At 73.2% G+C, this 20,773-nt stretch carries 15 protein-coding genes; 8 read left to right on the top strand and 7 right to left on the bottom strand.

Annotated elements, in window-relative coordinates:
• Positions 1 to 72 precede the first annotated feature (72 nt).
• The 4 genes from ACWDR0_RS07620 to glgB all read left to right on the top strand — a co-directional run bounded on the left by ACWDR0_RS07620 (position 73) and on the right by glgB (position 8,339).
• Positions 73 to 2,061, top strand: a complete 1,989-nt coding sequence (locus ACWDR0_RS07620; RefSeq protein WP_456350727.1) for an alpha-1,4-glucan--maltose-1-phosphate maltosyltransferase — start codon at positions 73 to 75, stop codon at positions 2,059 to 2,061.
• The gene (treS, locus tag ACWDR0_RS07615) at positions 2,058 to 3,812 is read left to right on the top strand and encodes a maltose alpha-D-glucosyltransferase (protein ID WP_456350726.1); all 1,755 of its coding nucleotides are present in this window, start codon (positions 2,058 to 2,060) and stop codon (positions 3,810 to 3,812) included. Before ACWDR0_RS07620 ends, treS begins: the two co-directional genes overlap by 4 nt.
• 530 nt (positions 3,813 to 4,342) lie before the next feature.
• Positions 4,343 to 5,764, top strand: coding sequence for a maltokinase N-terminal cap-like domain-containing protein (locus ACWDR0_RS07610; RefSeq protein WP_456350725.1), 1,422 nt, complete (start codon positions 4,343 to 4,345; stop codon positions 5,762 to 5,764).
• Between the two features lie 67 nt (positions 5,765 to 5,831).
• Positions 5,832 to 8,339 (top strand): 1,4-alpha-glucan branching enzyme, encoded by a 2,508-nt coding sequence (gene glgB, locus ACWDR0_RS07605; protein ID WP_456350724.1) that lies wholly within the window; start codon positions 5,832 to 5,834, stop codon positions 8,337 to 8,339.
• An 88-nt stretch (positions 8,340 to 8,427) separates the two neighbouring features.
• Here the strand turns inward: glgB and ACWDR0_RS07600 are convergent, their stop codons facing one another.
• Positions 8,428 to 10,809, bottom strand: coding sequence for a HelD family protein (locus tag ACWDR0_RS07600; RefSeq protein WP_456350723.1), 2,382 nt, complete (start codon positions 10,807 to 10,809; stop codon positions 8,428 to 8,430).
• Between the two features lie 354 nt (positions 10,810 to 11,163).
• On the opposite strand from ACWDR0_RS07600, the gene ACWDR0_RS07595 reads away from it, so the two are divergent.
• Together ACWDR0_RS07595 and ACWDR0_RS07590 are read left to right on the top strand one after the other, a co-directional pair.
• On the top strand, positions 11,164 to 12,183 hold the full coding sequence (locus ACWDR0_RS07595) for an NAD(P)/FAD-dependent oxidoreductase (RefSeq protein WP_456350722.1): 1,020 nt from the start codon (positions 11,164 to 11,166) through the stop codon (positions 12,181 to 12,183).
• 123 nt (positions 12,184 to 12,306) lie between these two features.
• The gene (locus ACWDR0_RS07590) at positions 12,307 to 13,017 is read left to right on the top strand and encodes a leucine-rich repeat domain-containing protein (RefSeq protein ID WP_456350736.1); all 711 of its coding nucleotides are present in this window, start codon (positions 12,307 to 12,309) and stop codon (positions 13,015 to 13,017) included.
• On the opposite strand, the gene cpt is transcribed toward ACWDR0_RS07590, so the two are convergent.
• From cpt to ACWDR0_RS07565, 5 genes are all read right to left on the bottom strand, one after another.
• Complete coding sequence (gene cpt / locus ACWDR0_RS07585; RefSeq protein WP_456350721.1) at positions 13,010 to 13,609, bottom strand: chloramphenicol phosphotransferase CPT; 600 nt, start codon at positions 13,607 to 13,609, stop codon at positions 13,010 to 13,012. The two genes, ACWDR0_RS07590 and cpt, sit on opposite strands and share 8 nt — an antisense overlap.
• Entirely contained in the window at positions 13,585 to 13,971 is a 387-nt protein-coding gene (gene trxA, locus ACWDR0_RS07580; protein WP_456350720.1) for a thioredoxin, read from the bottom strand. Before trxA ends, cpt begins: the two co-directional genes overlap by 25 nt.
• A 2-nt stretch (positions 13,972 to 13,973) precedes the next feature.
• Positions 13,974 to 14,372: a MerR family transcriptional regulator gene (locus tag ACWDR0_RS07575; RefSeq protein ID WP_456350719.1), complete on the bottom strand. Its 399-nt coding sequence runs from the start codon at positions 14,370 to 14,372 to the stop codon at positions 13,974 to 13,976.
• 99 nt (positions 14,373 to 14,471) lie between these two features.
• Complete coding sequence (locus tag ACWDR0_RS07570; protein ID WP_456350718.1) at positions 14,472 to 15,392, bottom strand: NAD(P)-dependent oxidoreductase; 921 nt, start codon at positions 15,390 to 15,392, stop codon at positions 14,472 to 14,474.
• Positions 15,393 to 15,585: 193 nt separating this feature from the next.
• Positions 15,586 to 16,995 carry a cation:dicarboxylate symporter family transporter gene (locus ACWDR0_RS07565; protein WP_456350717.1) on the bottom strand — a complete coding sequence of 470 codons (1,410 nt, stop codon included), beginning with the start codon at positions 16,993 to 16,995 and terminating at the stop codon, positions 15,586 to 15,588.
• A gap of 160 nt (positions 16,996 to 17,155) precedes the next feature.
• On the opposite strand from ACWDR0_RS07565, the gene ACWDR0_RS07560 reads away from it, so the two are divergent.
• Together ACWDR0_RS07560 and ACWDR0_RS07555 are read left to right on the top strand one after the other, a co-directional pair.
• Complete coding sequence (locus tag ACWDR0_RS07560; protein WP_456350716.1) at positions 17,156 to 18,835, top strand: sensor histidine kinase; 1,680 nt, start codon at positions 17,156 to 17,158, stop codon at positions 18,833 to 18,835.
• Between the two features lie 100 nt (positions 18,836 to 18,935).
• A complete protein-coding gene (locus ACWDR0_RS07555) occupies positions 18,936 to 19,631 on the top strand; it encodes a response regulator (RefSeq protein WP_456350715.1) in 696 nt (231 codons plus the stop codon).
• A gap of 86 nt (positions 19,632 to 19,717) precedes the next feature.
• Here ACWDR0_RS07555 and pip read toward each other — a convergent pair whose 3' ends face one another.
• On the bottom strand, positions 19,718 to 20,746 hold the full coding sequence (gene pip / locus ACWDR0_RS07550; protein WP_456350714.1) for a prolyl aminopeptidase: 1,029 nt from the start codon (positions 20,744 to 20,746) through the stop codon (positions 19,718 to 19,720).
• Between the last annotated feature and the right edge of the window lie 27 nt (positions 20,747 to 20,773).

The following is a 20,773-nucleotide window of genomic DNA, read 5'->3' as shown; positions in this document are numbered from 1 at the left end:
GGGCGCCGGGCTGCGCCGCACCCGTACTGCCGTACCGCCCGTACTGCCCGTACCGCCCCCACAGGTGAGCCCATGATCGGTCGCATCCCCGTTCTGGACGTCAGTCCTCTCGTCGACTGCGGGCGCAGGCCCGCCAAGGCGGTGGTCGGTGAGGCCTTCGAGGTCCGGGCCACGGTCTTCCGCGAGGGGCACGAGGCCGTCGCCGCGAACGTGGTGCTGCGCGATCCGAGCGGACAGCCCGGCCCGTGGACGCCGATGCGGGAGGTGGCACCGGGCAGCGACCGGTGGAGTGCGGTGGTCGTACCGGACTCCGAGGGGCTGTGGAGCTACGCGGTGGAGGGCTGGGGCGATCCGCTGGCGACCTGGCGCCGGGAGGCCGGTATCAAGGTGCCGGCCGGGATCGACACCGAGCTGGTGCTGGAGGAGGGCGCGCGGCTGTACGAGCGGGCCGCGGAGGACGTACCCAAGAGCGACGGCCGGGAAGCGGTGCTCGCGGTGGCGGACGCGCTGCGGGACACCGTCCGGGAACCCCTGGCCCGGCTGGCCGCCGCGGCCGCCGCCGGGGCAGCCGCCGTCCTCGCCCGGCATCCGCTGCGGGAGCTGGTGACACTCTCCCGCCCGCTGCCGCTGCTGGTGGAGCGCCGCCGGGCGCTCTTCGGCTCCTGGTACGAGATGTTCCCGCGGTCCGAGGGCGCCGTGGTGGCCCCCGGCGCTCCCCCGGTCTCCGGGACCTTCCGGACCGCCGCCGAACGGCTGCCCGCGATCGCCGCGATGGGCTTCGACGTGGTGTACCTGCCGCCGGTGCACCCGATCGGGACGGCCCACCGCAAGGGCCCGGACAACAGTCTGACCGCCGGTCCGCACGACGTCGGGGTGCCGTGGGCGATCGGCTCGGCCGACGGCGGGCACGACGCGCTCCATCCGGACCTCGGCACCTTCGCCGACTTCGACCACTTCGTGAGCACCGCGAAGGCGCTGCGCATGGAGGTCGCCCTCGACTTCGCGCTCCAGTGCTCGCCGGACCACCCCTGGGTCACCGAGCACCCCGAGTGGTTCCGGCACCGGGCCAACGGCACCATCGCCTACGCCGAGAACCCGCCGAAGAAGTACCAGGACATCTATCCGGTCGCCTTCGACGCCGATATGCGGGGGCTGGTCCGGGAAACCGTCCGGATCCTGCGGTTCTGGGCGGACCGGGGCGTACGCATCTTCCGGGTGGACAATCCGCACACCAAGCCGGTGGTCTTCTGGGAGCAGGTCATCGCGGAGGTCAACGGCACCGACCCGGACGTGATCTTCCTGGCGGAGGCGTTCACCCGCCCGGCGATGATGCGGACCCTGGCCGCGGCCGGCTTCCAGCAGTCGTACACCTACTTCACCTGGCGGAACACCAAGCAAGAGCTGACGGAGTATCTGACCGAGCTGTCCCGCGGGACGGCCGCGGTGCTCCGCCCCAACTTCTTCGTGAACACCCCGGACATCCTTCCCGAGACCCTGCAGCGCGGCGGCCGACCGGCCTTCGAGGTGCGGGCCGTGCTGGCCGCGACGCTGGCGCCGTCCTGGGGGATGTACGCGGGGTACGAGCTGTGCGAGAACACCGCGCTGCGGGAGGGCAGCGAGGAGTACCTCCGCTCGGAGAAGTACGAACTGCGGCCCCGGGACTGGGAGTCCGCGGCCCGCGAGGGGCGGACCATCGCCCCGCTGATCACCGCGCTGAACCGGATCAGGCGCCGTCACCCGGCGCTCCAGCAGCTGCGGGACCTCCACTTCCACGACACCGACAACGACGCGGTGATCGCCTACTCGAAACGATCGGGCCAGGACACCGTGCTCGTCGTCGCGAACCTCGACCCCCACCACACCCAGGAGGGGACGGTCTCGTTGGACATGCCGCGACTCGGCTTCGCATGGCACGAGACCGCCCCGGTGCGCGATCTGCTCACCGGTGAGACCTATCACTGGGGCAGAGCCGCCTTCGTGCGCCTGGAGCCGGGCGTCACGCCCGCGCACGTCGTGGCTCTGCGACCGTCCCCGCCGATCGGAGGGTCACCCACACCATGACCGTCAACGAACCCGTCCACGACCTGTTCGAGGACACCCCCGAGAAGGACCGCGATCCCGACTGGTTCAAGCGGGCCGTCTTCTACGAAGTCCTCGTGCGTTCCTTCCAGGACAGCAACGGGGACGGCGTCGGCGACCTCAAGGGCCTCACGGAACGCCTCGACTACCTCCAGTGGCTCGGCGTGGACTGCCTCTGGCTGCCGCCGTTCTTCAAGTCGCCGCTGCGGGACGGCGGGTACGACGTCGCCGACTACACCTCCGTACTGCCCGAGTTCGGCGACCTGGCCGACTTCGTCGAGTTCGTGGACGCCGCGCACCAGCGCGGGATGCGTGTCGTCATCGACTTCGTGGTGAACCACACCAGCGACCAGCACGAGTGGTTCCAGCAGTCCCGGTCCGACCCGGACGGGCCGTACGGCGACTACTACGTCTGGGCCGACGACGACGAGCGGTATCCGGAGGCCCGGATCATCTTCGTCGACACGGAGTCGTCGAACTGGACCTTCGACCCGGTGCGCCGGCAGTACTACTGGCACCGGTTCTTCTCCCACCAGCCCGATCTCAACTACGAGAACCCGAAGGTCCAGGAGGAGATCCTGTCCGCCCTCCGGTTCTGGCTGGACCTGGGCATCGACGGCTTCCGGCTGGACGCGGTGCCGTACCTCTACCAGGAGGACGGCACCAACTGCGAGAACCTGCCGCGCACCCACGAGTTCCTGAGGCGGGTCCGGGCGGAGATCGACGCGCACTACCCGGACACCGTGCTGCTGGCCGAGGCCAACCAGTGGCCCGAGGACGTCGTCGACTACTTCGGCGACTACGCGGCTGGCGGCGACGAATGCCATATGGCGTTCCACTTCCCGGTGATGCCGCGGATCTTCATGGCGGTGCGCCGCGAGTCCCGCTACCCGGTCTCGGAAATCCTCGCCAAGACCCCGGCGATCCCGGCCGGCTGCCAGTGGGGCATCTTCCTGCGGAACCACGACGAGCTGACCCTCGAAATGGTGACGGACGAAGAGCGCGACTACATGTACGCGGAGTACGCCAAGGACCCGCGGATGCGGGCCAATATCGGCATCCGGCGCCGGCTCGCCCCGCTGCTGGACAACGACCGCAACCAGATCGAACTCTTCACGGCCCTGCTGCTGTCCCTGCCCGGATCGCCGATCCTCTACTACGGCGACGAGATCGGCATGGGCGACAACATCTGGCTCGGCGACCGGGACGCGGTCCGTACACCCATGCAGTGGACCCCCGACCGGAACGCCGGATTCTCCTCCAGCGATCCGGGGCGGCTGTATCTGCCGACCATCATGGACCCGGTCTACGGCTACCAGGTGACCAATGTCGAGGCGGCGATGAGCAGCCCCTCGTCCCTGCTGCACTGGACCCGGCGGATGATCGAGATCCGCAAGCAGAACCCGGCGTTCGGCCTGGGCTCGTACACGGAACTCGCCTCGTCCAATCCGGCGGTGCTCGCCTTCACCCGGGAGCACGGGGACGATCTGGTGCTCTGCGTCCACAACTTCTCCCGGTTCGCCCAGCCGACCGAGCTGGACCTGCGGGAGTTCGCCGGCCGCCGGCCGGTGGAGCTGATCGGCCAGGTCCGCTTCCCGGCGATCGGCCAGTGGCCGTATCTGCTCACCCTGGCGGGCCACGGCTTCTACTGGTTCCGGCTGCGCCGGGACCAGGCGGCGGAGGAGACCGTCCTCGTCGGCGCCGGCGCCGGCGCGGAAGCCGCGGTGCTGTAGCGCGCCGGGGAGCCCCCTGCCCGCGATCCTTCCGAAGACCCGTTCCCCGAAGATCCGTTCCCCGAAGAGCCTTCCGGAGCCTTCCGGGGAATCGTCTGCGGATCGTCCACGGGTCCGTACGAAGAGCCTTACCGAAGACCGGTCGGCGGACCGGTCCGTGGATCCGTCCGAGCCCCCGGCGCCCCGGCGCGGGGGGCTCGGCCGTCCCCGCCACCGCCACCGCACCGCCGTCCGCGGGCCGCGGCCCCGGCCCCGGACGGCAGCACGCGCCCCTCGGCCCGGCACCCCGGAGCCGGAGCGGCCCCGCGCCCCGAAGCAGGAGCGGCCCCGCGGCCCGAAGCAGGAGCGGCCCCGCGGCCCGGCAGCCCGGAGCGGGAGGCGCCCGGCACCCCAAAGCGGGAGCGGCTCCGCGCGCCGCCGGACTGTCGCCCCAAAGATCCGGAACACTCTGGGCATTCGTATATTCGCGACATACGCACCATATGCGACATAAGCACCATGGGTTTCATCGAGGGAAGGGGCGCATTGCCATGTCGGAGGCTGCTGCCACCCGGACCCCCGTCGGCCGTACGCCACCCCTGCTCTCCTCCCTCGCGCCGCTGCTGCGCTCCTGGCTGCCGGACCGGCGCTGGTTCGCCGGAAAGGGCCGTCCGGTCACCGGTTTCTCCCTGGTGTCGGCGGCCGAACTGCTGCCGACTCCGGGGACGGGACCGGGGGGCGACGGGCCGGGACTGCTGCATCTCCTGGTCGCGGTCGACCAGGAGGAGCCCGGGGCCGCCGTACCGCCCGGCCGGGCCGCGGACTGCTACCAACTGCTGCTGGGCGTATGCCGGACCCTGCCGCCGCGGCTGGCCCCGGCCCTGATCGGCCGCCCCGCGGCCGGTCCGCTTGCGGGCCTGACGGTCTACGAGGGCCTGCGCGACCCCCGGCTCGCCGGGCTCCTCCTCGAACGGCTCCGGACCCCCGGCCCGCACGGTCCCCTCCGGTTCGCCCGCTCCGGCGGGGCGCCCGCGCTGCCCGGCGGGCTCGCCCCCCGCCCCCTTGACGCCGAACAGTCCAACACCTCCCTGGTCTACGGCAACGCGTACATCCTCAAGGTGCTGCGCCGGGTCGAACCCGGCCCGCACCCCGATCTGGAGCTGCCGCTCGCGATCGCCCGGGCCGGCTGCGACCGGGTGCCGCTGCCGGTGGCCTGGTACGAGTCGGCGGACCCCCGCCCGTACACCCTCGGTGTGCTCCAGCCGTATCTCAGCGGCTCGCTGGACGGCTGGCGGCTGGCGCTGGACGCGCTGGCGGCGGGCCGCCCGTTCACCGGCGAGGCCAGGGCGCTGGGCCGGATGACCGCCGAGGTGCACGCGGCACTCGCCGCCGAACTCCCCACCGCCGCGCTCGGACCCGCACTCACCGGACGGCTCGCCGCCGGAATGAGCCGCCGGCTCGACGAGGCCGCGCTGGCGGTCCCCGCCCTGCTGCCGTACGTCCCCGGGCTGCGCACCGCCTTCGACGCGCTCGCCGCCCTCGGCCGGGCGGGCCGGGCCGCCGCCCCCGGGCACCGCGTCCAGCGCGTCCACGGCGACCTCCACCTCGGCCAGGCGCTGTGCTCCGGCGACTACTGGTCGCTGATCGACTTCGAGGGCGAGCCCGCCCGGCCGCTCGCCGAACGCCGCACCCCGCAGCCCCCGGTACGCGATATCGCCGGAATGCTCCGCTCCTTCGACTACGCGGCCCGTACCCACCGCCCCTGGAACCCCTCGTGGGCCGAGGACTGCCGGGCCGCCTACTGCGAGGGGTATGCGGCGGTGTCGGGGCACGACCCCCGCGCCGAACCCGCGCTGCTGCGCGCCTACGAGACCGACAAGGCCGTCTACGAGGTGGTGTACGAGGCCCGGCACCGCCCCGACTGGCTGCCGGTCCCGATGGCGGCCATCGACCGGCTGGCCGCCCCGGACTGACCCGCCCCCGAACCTCACGGCACACCCCCGACCTTCCTCAGCCACGCCCCGAAGGAGGCTCCTCCCCGTGACCGCCGCCCGCCCGCCCTACCAGGAATCCCCCGGCACCGGCGCCCCCCGCACCGCGCCGCCGGCGCCGCCGGCCGCGCCCTCCCCGCGTACGACGCGGCCCTCGGCGCCCGCCCGCACCGGCCGGTCCGCCAAGAAACCGGCCCCCACCGCCACGCCCGCCGCCCCGCCCGTGGCCGGGAAACCGGCCCCCGCAGCACCGCCGGTCCCGGCCGCGCCCCGCCCGGGTTCCGCCGCCCACGGAGTGCTCACCGCCCCCGCGCTCGAAGACGGCGACCGGGCCCGGCTGCTCTCCGGCGGCCACCACGATCCGCACGCCCTGCTCGGCGCCCATCTCGGCCGCCACGGCGTCGAGGTCCGCGTCCTGCGCCCCTACGCCCGCTCCGTGACCGTGCTCGCCAAGGGGCTGCGGGCCGAACTGCGCGACCACGGCGACGGACTGTTCTCCGGGGTCCTCCCGATGCGGACGGTCCCCGAGTACCGGCTGCTCATCGCCTACGACACCCCCGACGGGCGGGGCGTGCACGAGGTGGAGACCGACGACCCGTACCGGCTGCTGCCCGCGCTGGGCGAACTCGACCTGCACCTCATCGGCGAGGGCCGTCACGAGGAGCTGTGGCGGGCGCTCGGCGCGCATCCGATGGTCCACCAGGGCGTCACCGGCACCCGCTTCACCCTCTGGGCGCCCAACGCGCGGGGTGTGCGGATCGCGGGCAGCTTCAACCACTGGGACGGCGGCGGCTTCCCGATGCGGTCGCTGGGCGCGTCGGGCGTCTGGGAGCTGTTCGTGCCCGGGGTCGGCGAGGGCGCGCTCTACAAGTTCGAGATCATGCGCCCGGACGGTACGCACACCCTGCGCGCCGATCCGATGGCCCGGCACACCGAGGTGCCGCCCGCCAACGCCTCCGTGGTCACGGTCTCCCGGCACGAGTGGCACGACGGCGACTGGCTGGCCCGGCGCGCGGCCCGCCCGGTCCACGAGGCGCCGTTCTCCGTCTACGAGGTCCACCTCGCCTCCTGGCGGCCCGGACTGACCTACCGCCAGCTCGCCGAACAGCTGCCGCCGTACGTCCGGGACCTCGGTTTCACGCATGTCGAGCTGATGCCGCTGGCCGAGCACCCCTTCGGCGGCTCCTGGGGCTACCAGGTCACCGGCTTCTACGCGCCGACGTCCCGGATGGGCAGCCCCGACGACTTCCGGTTCCTCATCGACGCGCTGCACCAGGCGGGCCTCGGTGTGATCATGGACTGGGTCCCGGCGCACTTCCCGCGCGACGAGTGGGCGCTGGCCGAGTTCGACGGGCGGCCGCTGTACGAGCACGGGGACCCGCTCCGGGCCGCGCACCCGGACTGGGGGACGCTCGAATTCGACTACGGCCGCAAGGAGGTCCGGAACTTCCTGGTGGCCAACGCGGTCTACTGGTGCGAGGAGTTCCACATCGACGGACTGCGGGTGGACGCGGTCGCCTCGATGCTCTACCTCGACTACTCGCGCGAGGACGGCCAGTGGACGCCGAACGAGCACGGCGGCCGGGAGGATCTGGACGCGGTCGCCTTCCTCAAGGAGATGAACGCCACCGTCTACCGGCGCTGCCCCGGCGTGGTGACGATCGCCGAGGAGTCCACGGCCTGGGAGGGCGTCACCCGCGCCACCGAACACGGCGGTCTGGGTTTCGGGCTGAAGTGGAACATGGGCTGGATGCACGATTCGCTGGAGTACATGGGCCGGGAGCCGGTGCACCGCCGCTTCCACCACCACGAGATGACCTTCTCGATGATGTACGCGTACAGCGAGAACTACATTCTGCCGGTCTCCCACGACGAGGTCGTGCACGGCAAGGGCGCACTGGTCGGCAAGATGCCCGGCGACTGGTGGCAGCGGCGCGCCAACCATCGGGCCTATCTCGGTTTCATGTGGGCGCACCCCGGCAAGCAGCTGCTCTTCATGGGGCAGGAGTTCGCCCAGGGCGCGGAGTGGTCCGAGGCGCACGGCCCCGACTGGTGGCTGCTGGACCCGTCGTACGCGGCGGAGCCGGACCACCGGGGCGTACGGCTGCTGGTCCGCGATCTGAACACGGTGTACGGGCGGACCCCGGCGCTCTGGGAGCGGGACACCGTACCGGAGGGCTTCTCGTGGATCGACTGCGAGGCGGCGGAGGACAACGTGCTGTCGTTCGTCCGCTTCGACGCGGCGCGGGAGCCGCTGGTGTCGGTCTCCAACTTCTCGCCGGTGGTGCGGGAGAACTACCGCATCGGGGTGCCGGAGTGGGTTCCGGCCTGGGCGGAGGCCCTCAACACCGACGACGCGCGGTACGGCGGCGGTGGCATCCGCAACGGCGGCGCGGGCGGTGACACGGGCGGCGGCACGGGCGGCGGCACGGAGGGTGACGGCGGGCCGGTGACGCTGGTGCCGGACCCGGCGCCGTCGCACGGCCGGGGGTCGAGCCTGTTGCTGACGCTGCCGCCGCTGGCGACGGTGTGGCTGCGCCCGGTGCGTACGGTCTGACGGAACCGGAACCGGGGCGGGCGGGCGGAGGCCGGGGCGGGCGGGGGGCCGCGGCGCCCGTACCCCCCGGCCCCCGGGCCCGCGGCCCTTACCCGGCCGCCCCGCCTTCCCCGGCCTCCGTGCCGTGCGTGCCTTCCGCGGTTTCCGCGGTTTCCCCGGTTTCCGCGACCTCCGTGACTTCCGGGGACTCTCCCGCCTCGCCCTCCGCCAGCCCCGGCGGGAGCGCGGCCGAGTGGACGACGCCGAGCCACTGGGTGGCCCGGGTCAGGGCCACATAGAGATCGCTGTCCCCGAAGGCCGCCGGTTCGACGACGATCACCCCGTCGAACTCCAGGCCCTTGGCCTCGCGGGGGGTGAGCAGGACGACCCGGCGGGTGAGGTCCGGCCCGTCCGCGGCCGGCCCGGCGAGCGCGGGGTGAAGTGCGGGGTGGAGCGCGGCCGGGGCGATCACGGCGAGCCGTCCCTCCCCGGGCTCCTCCCGGCGTACGGCTGCGAGGACGGCGGCGGCCAGCCCGTCCGGCGCCACCCGCTCGAACCGGGGCTCGGTGCCCGTCGACCGGACGGAGCGCGGCGGTACGAAGCCGGGGTGGGAGGCGCGCCGCACGGCGGCCGCCCGCGCCATGATCTCGGCGGGGGTCCGGTAGTTGACGCCCAGCCTGGTGTGGGTCCAGCGGTCCCCGGCGTACGGCCGCAGGATCTGTTCCCACGAACCGGCGCCGGATTCGTCGGCGGTCTGCGCCGGATCGCCGACCAGGGTCATCGAGCGGGCCGGGCAGCGGCGCATCAGCAGCCGCCAGGCCATCGGGGACAGCTCCTGCGCCTCGTCGACGACGATATGGCCGAAGGCCCAGGTGCGGTCGGCGGCCGCGCGTTCGGCCGCGGTGCGGTGGTCGGCCTCCTCGTGGCGTTCGGCCATCCGCTCGGCGTCGACGACGTCGTGCGCGGCGAGCACCTCGGACTCCTCGTCCTCGAACTCGTAGGTCCGGGAGCCGGCCGACAGGTCGAGCACGCCCTGGGCGTAGGCGATCCGCTCCCGCCGCCCGGCCTCCTCGGCGGCCAGCCGGGCGCTGTCGTCGACCCCGAGGAGTTCGGCGGCCTCGTCGAGGAGGGGCACGTCGGCGGGGGTCCACGGACCGCCGGTGCGGCGGATCGCGGCCGCGTCGTCCGCCGGGAGGTACTCCTCCGGGCCGGCCAGGAGTCCGGCGACGAGTTCCTGCGGGGTGAGCCGCGGCCAGAGTTCACCGATCGCGGCATGCACCTCGGCGCTGGTGGCGATCTCCTTGCCGATCTGCGCCCGGTCGTCGGGGCCGAGGAGGTCCGGACCGCCGTAGGGGTCGGCGCCGAGCAGCTCGGCCACCTGCCCGGTGAGGGCGTCCACGACGGCGAAGGCGAAGTGGGGGCGGGCGAGATTGTGCGGCAGCCCGGTGGCGCGGGCCCGGTCCCGGGCGGCGTACGCCATTTCGCGGTGCAGCCGCAGGGTGCCGTACTGCTCGTGGTCGATCAGCAGGGCGGGCTCGGGGAGGGTGTTCTCCGCCTCGTAGTCCGCCGGGTCGGGCCCGGGGAGCGCGGGCACGGTCTCCGGAAGCCGCTGCCGGTCGCGGACGGCCCGCGCCAGCACCTCCGCCATCCCGGCCCGGCCCTTGACGGCGGCGGACCGGACGCTCTCCGTACCTTCGGCCGTGACACCCGGGAACAGCTCCCCGACGGTGGCGAGCAGTACCCCGGTCTCGCCCAGGGAGGGCAGGACATCGCCGATATATCCCAGGAAGGCCGGGTTGGGGCCGACGATCAGGACGGCGCGGCGGGCCAGCCGCTCGCGCTCGGCATAGAGGAGGTATGCGGCGCGGTGCAGGGCGACAGCGGTCTTTCCGGTGCCGGGGCCGCCCTCGACGACCAGGACGCCCCGGCTCGGGGCGCGGATGATCCGGTCCTGTTCGGCCTGGATGGTGCGGACGATATCGGCCATCCGGCCGGTTCTGGCGGCGCCGAGGGCGGCGAGGAGGACGGCGTCGGCGCCGGGGTTCTCATGGCCGGTGCGGGTGGGGTCGCCGAGGTCGAGGAGTTCGTCGTGGAGGGCGGTGACGACGGTGCCCCGGGTGGTGATGTGGCGGCGGCGGGCCAGTCCCATCGGCTCATGGCCGGTGGCGAGATAGAAGGGGCGGGCGACGGGGGCGCGCCAGTCGACGAGCAGCGGGGTGCGTTCGGGGTCGCCGTCGCGGATGCCGATCCGGCCGATGTGGTGGCCGGTGCCGTCGCGGTGGTCGATACGGCCGAAGCAGAGACCGGACCCGACCGCGTCGAGGGCGGCGAGCCGGCCGGCGCCCTCCGCCGCGGCCACATCGCGTTCGAGCCGGGACTGGAGGTGGCTGCCCTGCCGGGCAAGGGTGGCGCCGAGGCCGGCCGCGGCCTCCCGGCGCAGCTCGGCGAGGCGCGCGTGGAGCCGGTCGACGACCTCCTGCTCCCGGCGCATTTCCTCGTCCTGGATTTCTTCCCTGCTTTTTCCGGATTTCCCGGTCCCGGTGCTTGACAATTTCACTCCCGACGAGATAACGTACGTTTAGTGCGCTAGCTTTCGATCGACATCAAGAGGGGCGCGGAGCGGTAACACGATTACCGTCGGAGCGCAATCCAATTCACCGGGATTCCCTCTCGAAGTCAATTCACCAATATACGCAGACAAAGCCCCCGCCGGTCAATTGGGCGGAGGGCTTCTTTTCTGTTCCGGCCGCCGGATCCCCGCTGAGACAGGGCGTTTTGCCGGATCCGCAAGTGAGCTTGCCGTCCCGGCTGCCGTCCGGTGACGCTGTGCCCGGAGGTGATCGCGATGGACGCGAGGGGTGCGGGGAACGCGGCGGACACGGTGGACGCGAACTCGGATTCGGTGCGGACGGCGGGCGGCCGCGGTGGGTACGACGTGGTCGTGGTCGGCGGCGGGGCCGCCGGGCTGAGCGCGGCGCTGGTGCTGGGCCGGGCCCGGCGCCGGGTCGCCGTGGTGGACTCGGGCGAACCCCGTAACGCCCCAGCCGCGCATATGCACGGCTTTCTCTCCCGGGACGGTATGCCCCCGGGCGAACTGCTCGCGGCGGGCCGGGCCGAGGCGGCGCGCTACGGGGTGGTGTTCCTCGACGGGCTCGCGGACGGGATCACGGCCGCCGGCGGCGGATTCCGGGTACGGCTCGCCGGGGGCCCGGTGCTGGACACCCGCCGGGTGCTGGTCGCGACCGGGCTGCGGGACGAGCTGCCCGCACTGCCCGGGCTGCGGGAGCGCTGGGGCCGGGACGTGCTCCACTGCCCGTACTGCCACGGCTACGAGGTCCGGGACGCCCCGCTGGGCGTGCTCGGCACCGGCCCCGCCGCGGTGCACCAGGCGCTGATGGTCCGCCAGTGGTCCCCCGACGTGGTGCTGTTCGCCCACGACATCGTCCCGGACGCCGGGGAGCGCGAACGGCTGGCGGCGCGCGGCGTACGGATCGAGCGGACCCCGGTGAAGCGGCTCGTGGTCACGGACGGCGCGCTGCGGGGTGTGGAACTCGCGGACGGCCGGACCGTGTCCCGTACGGCACTCTTCGTCCCGCCCCGGATGGTTCCGCGCGACGGACTGCTGACCGCGCTGGGCTGCGCCCGGGACGGTGTCACCGGGGCGGTGGCCACCGATGCCTCGGGCCGTACGTCGGTACCCGGAGTGTGGGCGGTGGGCAATGTCGCCGACGCCCGGGCCCAGGTCATCGTCGCGGCGGGCGCCGGGTCGGCCGCGGCGATCGACATCAACAACGGCCTGGTGGAGGCGGATACGGCCGAGGCGGTCGCGGCGGCCCGCGCGGGGGCGGTACCGGCCGGGGCATGACCGGCAGGGCGTGACCGGGGGCGGGGGCCGCGGGGTACGGCCCGGGGCGGGGAGCCGCGGCCCGGCCGGGCCACCGGCCTATCTCCCGGGGCCGTGTACAACAGGGGCGTGACGACACCTGAGGTGAACCTGTGGCGGGCGGGGCTCGGCCGGGTCCCGGAGTCCGTCTGGGACGCCGCCGATACCGAGATCCTGATCCTCGCCGACAACGGGCTGACCGAACTCTCCCCGCGGATCGGCGGACTGCGGCGGCTGCGGACGCTGGACCTCGGCCACAACGCGCTGACGGCCCTGCCGCCGGAGATCGGCGCGCTGACCGGGCTGAGCCGGTTCCTCTATCTCCACGACAACCGGCTCACCGCCCTGCCCGCCGCCCTGGGCGGGCTGGCGTCGCTGCGCTATCTCAACGTCGGCGGAAACCCGCTGGGGGCGCTGCCCGCCGCGCTCGGCGGACTGGCGGCCCTGCGGGAGCTGCGGGCCCAGCACTGCGGGCTGACCGCGCTCCCCGCCGAGCTGGGCGGGCTCGGGGAGCTGCGGGAGCTGTGGCTGCGGGGCAACGCGCTGACCGGGCTGCCCGCCTCGTTCACGGCCCTGACCGCGCTGCGCCGGGCGGAGCTGCGGGAGAACGAACTGCCGGACCTTCCGGGGTGTCTGGCCGCCCTGCCCCTCTTGCGGGAACTGGACCTGCGCTCCAACCGGCTGCGGGAGCTCCCGGAATGGCTGCTCGGGCTGCCCGCCCTGGAGAAGCTGGACCTGCGCTGGAACCCTCTGGTCCCGCAGGACCGGCTGGTGGCGGAGCTGGAGCGGCGCGGCTGCGCGGTGCTGATCAGCTGACGGCCCCCGTGAGACGGCGGACGATCAGCCGGGCGCAGTCGACGGCTTCCGTCCGGCCGGTGTCGACCACCAGGTCGTAGTCGACGCCCCGGTGTACGAGCGCGGCCTGCCCGGCCGCCATCCCGGCCGCCCGGTCGCCGCGGGCCAGCTCCCGGCCCGCTGCCACCTCCGGATCGCAGTGGACGCCCACCCAGAGGACGTCCACTCCGCGCAGGGCGGTACGCCAGCGGTCCTGGGACGCCGGGCCGCCGAGGAACACCTCGTCGACGACGACCCGGGCCCCGGCCCGTACCATCGCGGCGACCCCGGCGGTCCACGCGCTCTCCAGCCTGCGGAACTCCGGACCGACGCTCACCTCCCCGCCGGGCCCGACGCCGAACCCGCCCGCGTCCGGGTCGCCGTGCTCCCCGAGGGAGGGCGGCAGGGCATCGACGAAGGTGTCGGTGCCGAGGGCGAGCCAGGGGTCGGGCAGCAGTGCCTGGAGACAGCGGGCGATGCCCGACTTGCCCGAGCTGGAGCCCCCGTTGAGTACGATCGTCCGGTAGTCCACGGGGGCACCGTAGGCGATCAGCGGTCCAGAACGCCCGCCCATTCCGCCAGCAGCCGCCGCTTGGCCCGGGCCCCGACGGAGACATGCACCGGCTCGCCGTCCCGGAAGACGATCAGCGTCGGCATCGACATCACCCCGTACCGCTGTGCGGTCAGCGGATGGCGGTCCACGTCGAGGCTGACGACCGTCAGCCGCTCCGCCTCCTCACGGGCGATCTCGGCGAGGACCGGGGCGATCTGCCGGCACGGCGGGCACCAGTCGGCGGTGAACTTCACCAGCACCGGCCGGTCCGCGCCCAGGACCACCGTCTCGAAGTCGGCGTCCGTGACCGGCGAGACCACTCCGGTCCGCGCACCCGTGCCCGTACCCGTACCCGTGTCCGTGTCCGTGTCCGTTCCGGCCATGCTCACCACTCCCCGTATCCGAAGGAACAGCGCGGCTCCGGCTCGTGCCGCCGCGCCTCCGCCCGCTCCAGCTGCTCCCCGACCCGTTCCCGTACGGACGTCAGCTTCTCGATCAGTGCGTCGAGTTCGCCGAGCTTCGCCCGGTAGACGGCCATCGAGGCGGGGCAGGCGTCGCCCGCCGGATGGCCGGCGCGCAGACACTCCACGAAGGGCCGCGTGTCCTCCAGGCCGAAGCCGAAGTCCTGGAGGGTGCGGATCTCGTCGAGCAGTCTGAGATCGCTCTCGTCGTAGGCGCGGTAGCCGTTCTCCGCGCGGCGCGCGGGCAGCAGTCCGCGCGATTCGTAGTAGCGGAGGGTGCGGGTGGTGGTCCCGGCCCGTTCCGCGATCTCTCCGATGCGCATACGGAGGAACGTAGACCTTGACGCCGGGGGCAAGGCAAGCGGCGGCCGGGCGGCGGGGCGCGGCGGGATCAGGGCAAGCCGCGGCGGGGTGCGGCGGGCTCAGGCCCGGGGGTTGACCAGGGCCTCGTAGCTCGCGGCCCAGCCGTCCTCCGCGTGCCCCAGTTCACGGGCCCGGTCCGTCATCCGCTGGATGCCTTCCATCTGGGCGGAGTCGAGGCCCGCGGCGCGTCCCGCGTGCACGATGTGGTCGACGGACGCGGCCATCGTCCCGAGCGAGGCGGTGAGCGGCGGATAGGACCGGGCGTCGACATCGGCGGCCATCGAGTCCAGCGCGAGCGGGATGAGATCCGCGATGCTCTTCATGTACGGGGCGACCTCGGCCGCCCGGACTCCGTTCGCCCGGGCCAGCGCGAAGGCGTGGATCATCGCGCCCATGGCGCCGTAGAACAGGTCCAGCAGCGCCACGTCGAACACCGCGCCCCGGACCGGGTCGTCGCCGACATGGACCGTCCGGCCGCCGAGGGCCCGCAGGACGGGCTCGTACCGGTCGAAGACGGCACGGTCGCCGGAGTAGAAGAGCAGCGCGTCGGGGGTTCCCACGACCTCGGTGGGCACCATCACCGCACCGTCCAGATAGTCGATGCCGTGCTCCGCGGCCCAGGCGGCCGCGGTCCGGGAGCGCTCGGGGACATCGGCGGTGACATTGGCCAGGGTGCGGCCGGAGAGGGCCTTCGCCAGCGGGGTCAGGATCGCGTCGGAGGCGTCGTAGTCGACGACGCAGACGACGGTGAGTTCGCTCGCCGTGACGGCCTCCTCGGCGGTCGCGGCGAGCACGGCGCCGCGGGCGGCGAGGCCGCCGCCCCGGCCGGGGGTGCGGTTCCAGACGGTGACGGAGTGTCCGGCGTCGAGGAAGGCCCCGGCGAGGGCCTTCCCCATGCTGCCGAGTCCGATGACGGTCACGGTCGTACGGGAAGGAGTTGCGGGAGCGGAGGAAGTGGTGTCGGAGCTTTCGGTTGCCATGTGTTCATCGTTTTCCCTGCCGTGAGCACCGGCAAGTACGCACTTTCCGGTGCGCTGCCCCACCGAAAGGTAAGGATCACAGCTCCGGGCGGAAACAGGGCGCGGAAAAGGGCCGGGAAAAAACGGGGGGCGGCGACCCGCGCGTCGGGGAAGTACGCGCGGACCGCCGCCGGGGTCCCGGGAGGGAGGGGGATCAGACCTTGACCGGGTCGCGCTTGTCGAGGCGGCTGCCGGGAACACCGTCCGCCGGGGCGCCCGTGGCATCGGCGGCGTCCGGCTCGTCGCCCGGCAGCGGGCCGCCGTGGCCGTCGTCGAGCAGCGTCGACTCGTCGAAGGGGATCCGGCCCGCGAGAACGTCCGCCGCGCGCTCCTTGTCGATCTCCTTGGTCCAGGTGCCGACCAGGATGGTCGCGACCGCGTTGCCCGCGAAGTTGGTCAGGGCACGCGCCTCGCTCATAAAGCGGTCGATGCCGACGATCAGGCCGACGCCGTCCACCAGCTCGGGCTTGTGCGACTGGAGGCCGCCCGCCAGGGTCGCCAGCCCGGCACCGGTGACGCCCGCGGCACCCTTCGAGGCAATGATCATGAAGATCAGCAGGGAGATCTGCTCGGAGGCGCTCAGCGGGTCGCCCATCGCGTTGGCGATGAACAGGGAGGCCATCGTCAGATAGATGGCGGTGCCGTCGAGGTTGAAGGAGTAGCCGGTGGGCACGGTGATGCCGACCACGGGCTTGCTGACGCCCATGTGCTCCAGCTTGGCGATCAGCCGCGGCAGCGCCGACTCGGAGGAGGAGGTGGAGACGATCAGCAGGAACTCGCGGCCGAGGTACTTCATCAGCGACCAGAGGTTGATCCCGGACACCAGCTTCAGCAGCGCGCCGAGGATCACGAAGACGAAGAGGGCGCAGGTGACATAGAAGCCGATCATGATGACCGCGAGGGACTTCAGGGCGTCCATACCGGTCTCGCCGACGACCGCGGCGATCGCGCCGAAGGCGCCGATCGGGGCCACCCACATGATCATCGCCAGGATGCGGAAGACCAGCCGCTGGATATGGCCGATACCGCGGAGGACGGGCTCGCCCGCCTTGCCCATCGCCTGGAGCGCGAAGCCGGCCAGCAGGGCGACGAGCAGCGCCGGGAGGACCTCGCCCTCGGTGAAGGCGGAGACCAGGGTCTTGGGGATGATCCCGAGCAGGAAGTCCACGGTGGACTCGCCGCCCGCGCCCTCGGCGGCCTTGCCGCCCGCGGCCTTGGCCTCCTCGGTGATCGAGAGGCCGGCGCCCGGCTCCAGGAAGTTGCCGACGAGCAGGCCGATGGCGAGCGCGACCGTGGACATCACCACGAAGTAGCCGAGCGCGAGACCGCCGACCGCGCCGACCTTCGCGGCCTGCCGTACCGAGCCGATGCCGAGCACGATGGTGCAGAAGATGACCGGGGCGATCATCATCTTGATCAGGTTTACGAAGCCCGTACCGATGGGCTTGAGTTCGACCGCGACCCCGGGGGCTGCGAAGCCCACGGCGATACCCGCCACCACCGCAATGATCACGGCGATGTACAGGTAGTGCGTACGGTCCCTTCTGCCTGCTGTCGCAGCCACGGGGTCCTCCTCGGAGAAAAAATTGCCAGGTCCATGTCCCGTATGGATTTCGGCGAATATCCATCACGCTGTGACCCGGGTCACCGTTACGTGCATTTCGTTCACGACCGAATCGTTCACCGGCCGTTAAACGCCGTGAAACGGAAGGCACACTGGTGCCATGCGCATACCCCGCCCCCGCAGCCTGGCGGGCCAGCTCTTCGCGATGCAGGTCGTCCTGGTCGCGGTGATCGTCGCGAGCGGTGCCCTCTTCGCGTACGCGGTCGACCACACCCAGGCCGAGGAGACCGCCCGCCGCCAGTCCACCGCGACCGCGGCGGCCGTCGCCGACTCCCCGTCGGTCGCGGCCGCGGCGCGCTCGGCCGATCCGAGCGCGGTCCTCCAGCCGTACGCGGAACGGGTGCGCCGTGACGCGGGTGTCGCCTTTGTCACGATCATGAACCCGGACGGCATCCGCTGGACCCATCCGCAGCCCGGGGAGATCGGCCGCCGCTATCTCGGCGAGACCGAGCAGGCGCTGCGGGGCGAGGTCCACAGCGAGACCACCGTGGGAGTGCTCGGCTCGTCCATCCGTACGGTCGTCCCGGTCTTCGCCCCGGCGGCCCCCGGTGAACCGGCCGGAACAGCCGGACCCGCCGGACCTGCCGCCGGGCGGGAGGTGATCGCGCTGGTCAGCGCGGGAATCACCATCGACCGGATCAGCGAGCAGGTACGGGAGCAGGTGATGGGCCTGCTGCTGGCCGCCGGCGGTGCCCTGGCGCTCGGCGGCGCGGGCACGTATGTCATCAACGCCCGGCTGCGCCGCCACACCCACGGAATGAACGCGGCCGAGCTGAGCCGGATGCACGACTACCACCAGGCGGCGCTGCACGCGGTCCGCGAAGGGCTGCTGATGCTCGACGGCCGCCGCCGGATCGCCCTGGTCAACGACGGTGCCCGGGAGCTGCTGGGCCTCGGCGAGGACGCGGTCGGGCGGCCGGTCGCGGAGCTGGGGCTGCCGCCCGCCCTGACCGGCGCGCTGCTGGCCTCCGAGCCCCGGGTCGACGAGGTGCATCTGACCGCGGACCGGGTCGTGGTGGTCAGCACCCGGCCGGTGGTGGGCGGGGAGCACCGCGGGACGGTGGTGACCCTGCGGGACCACACCGAGCTCCAGGCGCTCTCCGGCGAACTGGACTCCGAGCGCGGCTTCAGCCACGCCCTGCGCTCCCAGGCCCATGAGGCGGCCAACCGGCTGCACACCGTGGTCTCGCTGATCGAACTGGGCCGGGCGGACGAGGCGGTCGACTTCGCCACCGCGGAGCTGGAGCTGGCGCAGGTGCTGACCGACCGGGTGGTCGGCGCGGTCGGCGAGCCGGTGCTGGCGGCGCTGCTGCTCGGCAAGGCGTCCCAGGCGAACGAGCGGGGGGTGGAGCTGGTGCTGACCGAGGACAGCCTGATCGACGACGGGGTGATCCCGCCGTCGCTCCCGGCCCGCGATCTGGTCACCGTCCTCGGCAATCTGGTCGACAACGCGGTCGACGCGGCATCGGAGGCCGCGGTCTCCGGGGCCCGGCCGGGGCGCGCCCGGGTGACGGTCACCGCCCGCGCCGGGCGGCGGCCGGACGGCGGTGGCGAACTGCTGATCCGGGTGCACGACACGGGTACGGGCGTCGACCCGGACCGGGCGGGCGACGTCTTCGAACGGGACTGGTCCACCCGCGGCACGGGCCGCGGCCTCGGTCTGGCCCTGGTCCGCCAGGCCGTGCTCCGGGGCCACGGCACGATCGAACTGGACACCGGCCCGGACGGCGGGGCCCGGTTCACCGTGAAGCTGCCGCTGACCGCCCCGGTGCCTGCGTGAGACCGCGCCGCGGCACCCCCGGGAAGCCGCGCCCTCCGGCCGCCCGGACCGGTGGCGTACGATCGCCGCTGCCCTACGGCACCGGGGAGGTGCAGCAGCCATGAGCGCGGACGGAACCGCTCGGACCATCAGCGTCCTGGTCGTCGAGGACGATCCGGTCGCCGCCGACGCGCACGCGCTGTACGTGGACCGGGTCGCCGGTTTCTCCGTCGCGGGTGTGGCGCACTCCCGGTCGCAGGCGGTACGGATCCTGGAGCGGGCCCGGGTCGATCTGCTGCTGCTGGACCTCTATCTGCCCGACGGGCACGGCCTCGGCCTGGTCCGGTCGCTGCGGGCGGCCGGGCACGGCGCGGATGTGATCGCCGTGACGTCGGCGCGGGATCTGGCGATCGTCCGGGAGGGCGTCTCGCTGGGCGTGGTGCAGTACGTCCTGAAACCGTTCACCTTCGCCACCCTGCGGGACCGGCTGGGCCGTTACGCGGAGTTCCGCGCGGCGGCGGGCGAGGCCAGCGGCCAGGAGGAGGTCGACCGCGCCCTGGCAACCCTGCGCGCCCCGGAGGGCGGCGCCCTGCCGAAGGGTCTCAGCGGCCCGACCCTGGAGGCAGTGACCCGTACCCTGCGCACCACCCCCGGCGGCCTGACGGCGGCGGAGGCGGGCGCGGCGGTCGGCATCTCCCGGATCACCGCCCGCCGCTATCTGGAACACCTGGTCACCCAGGACCGGGCGGTCCGCAGCCCGCAGTACGGCCAGATCGGGCGCCCGGAGCTCCAGTACCGGTGGGTCAGCGGGCGGTAGTCCGCATGCGGCGGTGGGCCCGGAGTGCCGGGCCGGGCACAGCCTCGCGTCCGGGGCCGGGCCACTGCCGCAGGCGGGGCTGGCGGTCAGGGGGCGGTGGGCTCTGCCGGGCCGGTGTCCGTGAAGCGGGCGAGGGAGTGGAGCAGATGGGTGCGGGTCGTGGCGCCGCCGAGGTGGCCCGCGTTCTCGATGACGGTCAGTTCGGCGCCCGGCCAGGCGTGCGAGAGCTGCCACGCGGTGTCGAGGGGGCTGCTCAGGTCGAGCCGGCCGTGGGTCAGCACCCCGGGGATACCGGCCAGCCGGGATGCCTCGCGCAGCAGGACGCCCTCCGGCAGCCAGGCGCCGTGGGCGAAGTAGCGCGAGCAGATACGGACCATGGCGAGCCGGGCGGCGGGCGGGCGGTCGCCGTACGGGCGCGGGCGGTCCCGGGCCGCGGGCTCGCCGGAGAGTACGGCGTCCTCCCAGTCGCACCAGTCCAGCGTCGCCTTCTCGCGCACGGCCGGGTCCGGATGGTCCGTCAGGGCAGCGTAGGCGCCCACCACATCGCCGTCCCGGGGAGTGCCGGGGGCACCCGCGAGAAAGCGGTCCCACTCCCGGGGGAAGAACCGGCCGACGCCGCGGTACAGCCAGTCGATCTCGGAGCGGCGGGTGGTGGTCACGCTCGACAGGACGATCTCCGAGACCCGGCCGGGATGCTCCTGGGCATAGGCGAGGATCAGCGTCGACCCCCAGGAACCGCCGAACAGCAGCCAGCGTTCGATGCCCAGCAGCCTGCGGATCCGTTCCATGTCGGACACGAGCCGGCCGGTGGTGTTGTGGCGCAGGTCCGCCGCGGGGTCGGCGGCGTGCGGGGTGCTGCGGCCGCAGTTGCGCTGGTCGAACAGGACGATGCGGTACCGCTCGGGGTCGAAGTAGCGGCGCATGTTCTCGGTGCAGCCGCTGCCGGGGCCGCCGTGGACCACCAGGGCGGGTTTCCCGCGCGGATTGCCGCAGACCTCCCAGTAGACGCGCTGGCCGTCGCCGGCGTCGAGCAGGCCGGAGTCGTACGGGGTGACCGGCGGATACAGCGGGCGGGGCGCGTCGCCGTCGGCCGGGGCGGGTGCGGGTGCGGGCACGGCGGGGTTCCCCTCTCCGGAGATACA

Source organism: Streptomyces sp. NPDC003691 (assembly GCF_053981115.1).
Note: the sequence above shows the minus strand (reverse complement) of the source record. Positions and strands in the feature narration are given on the sequence as shown.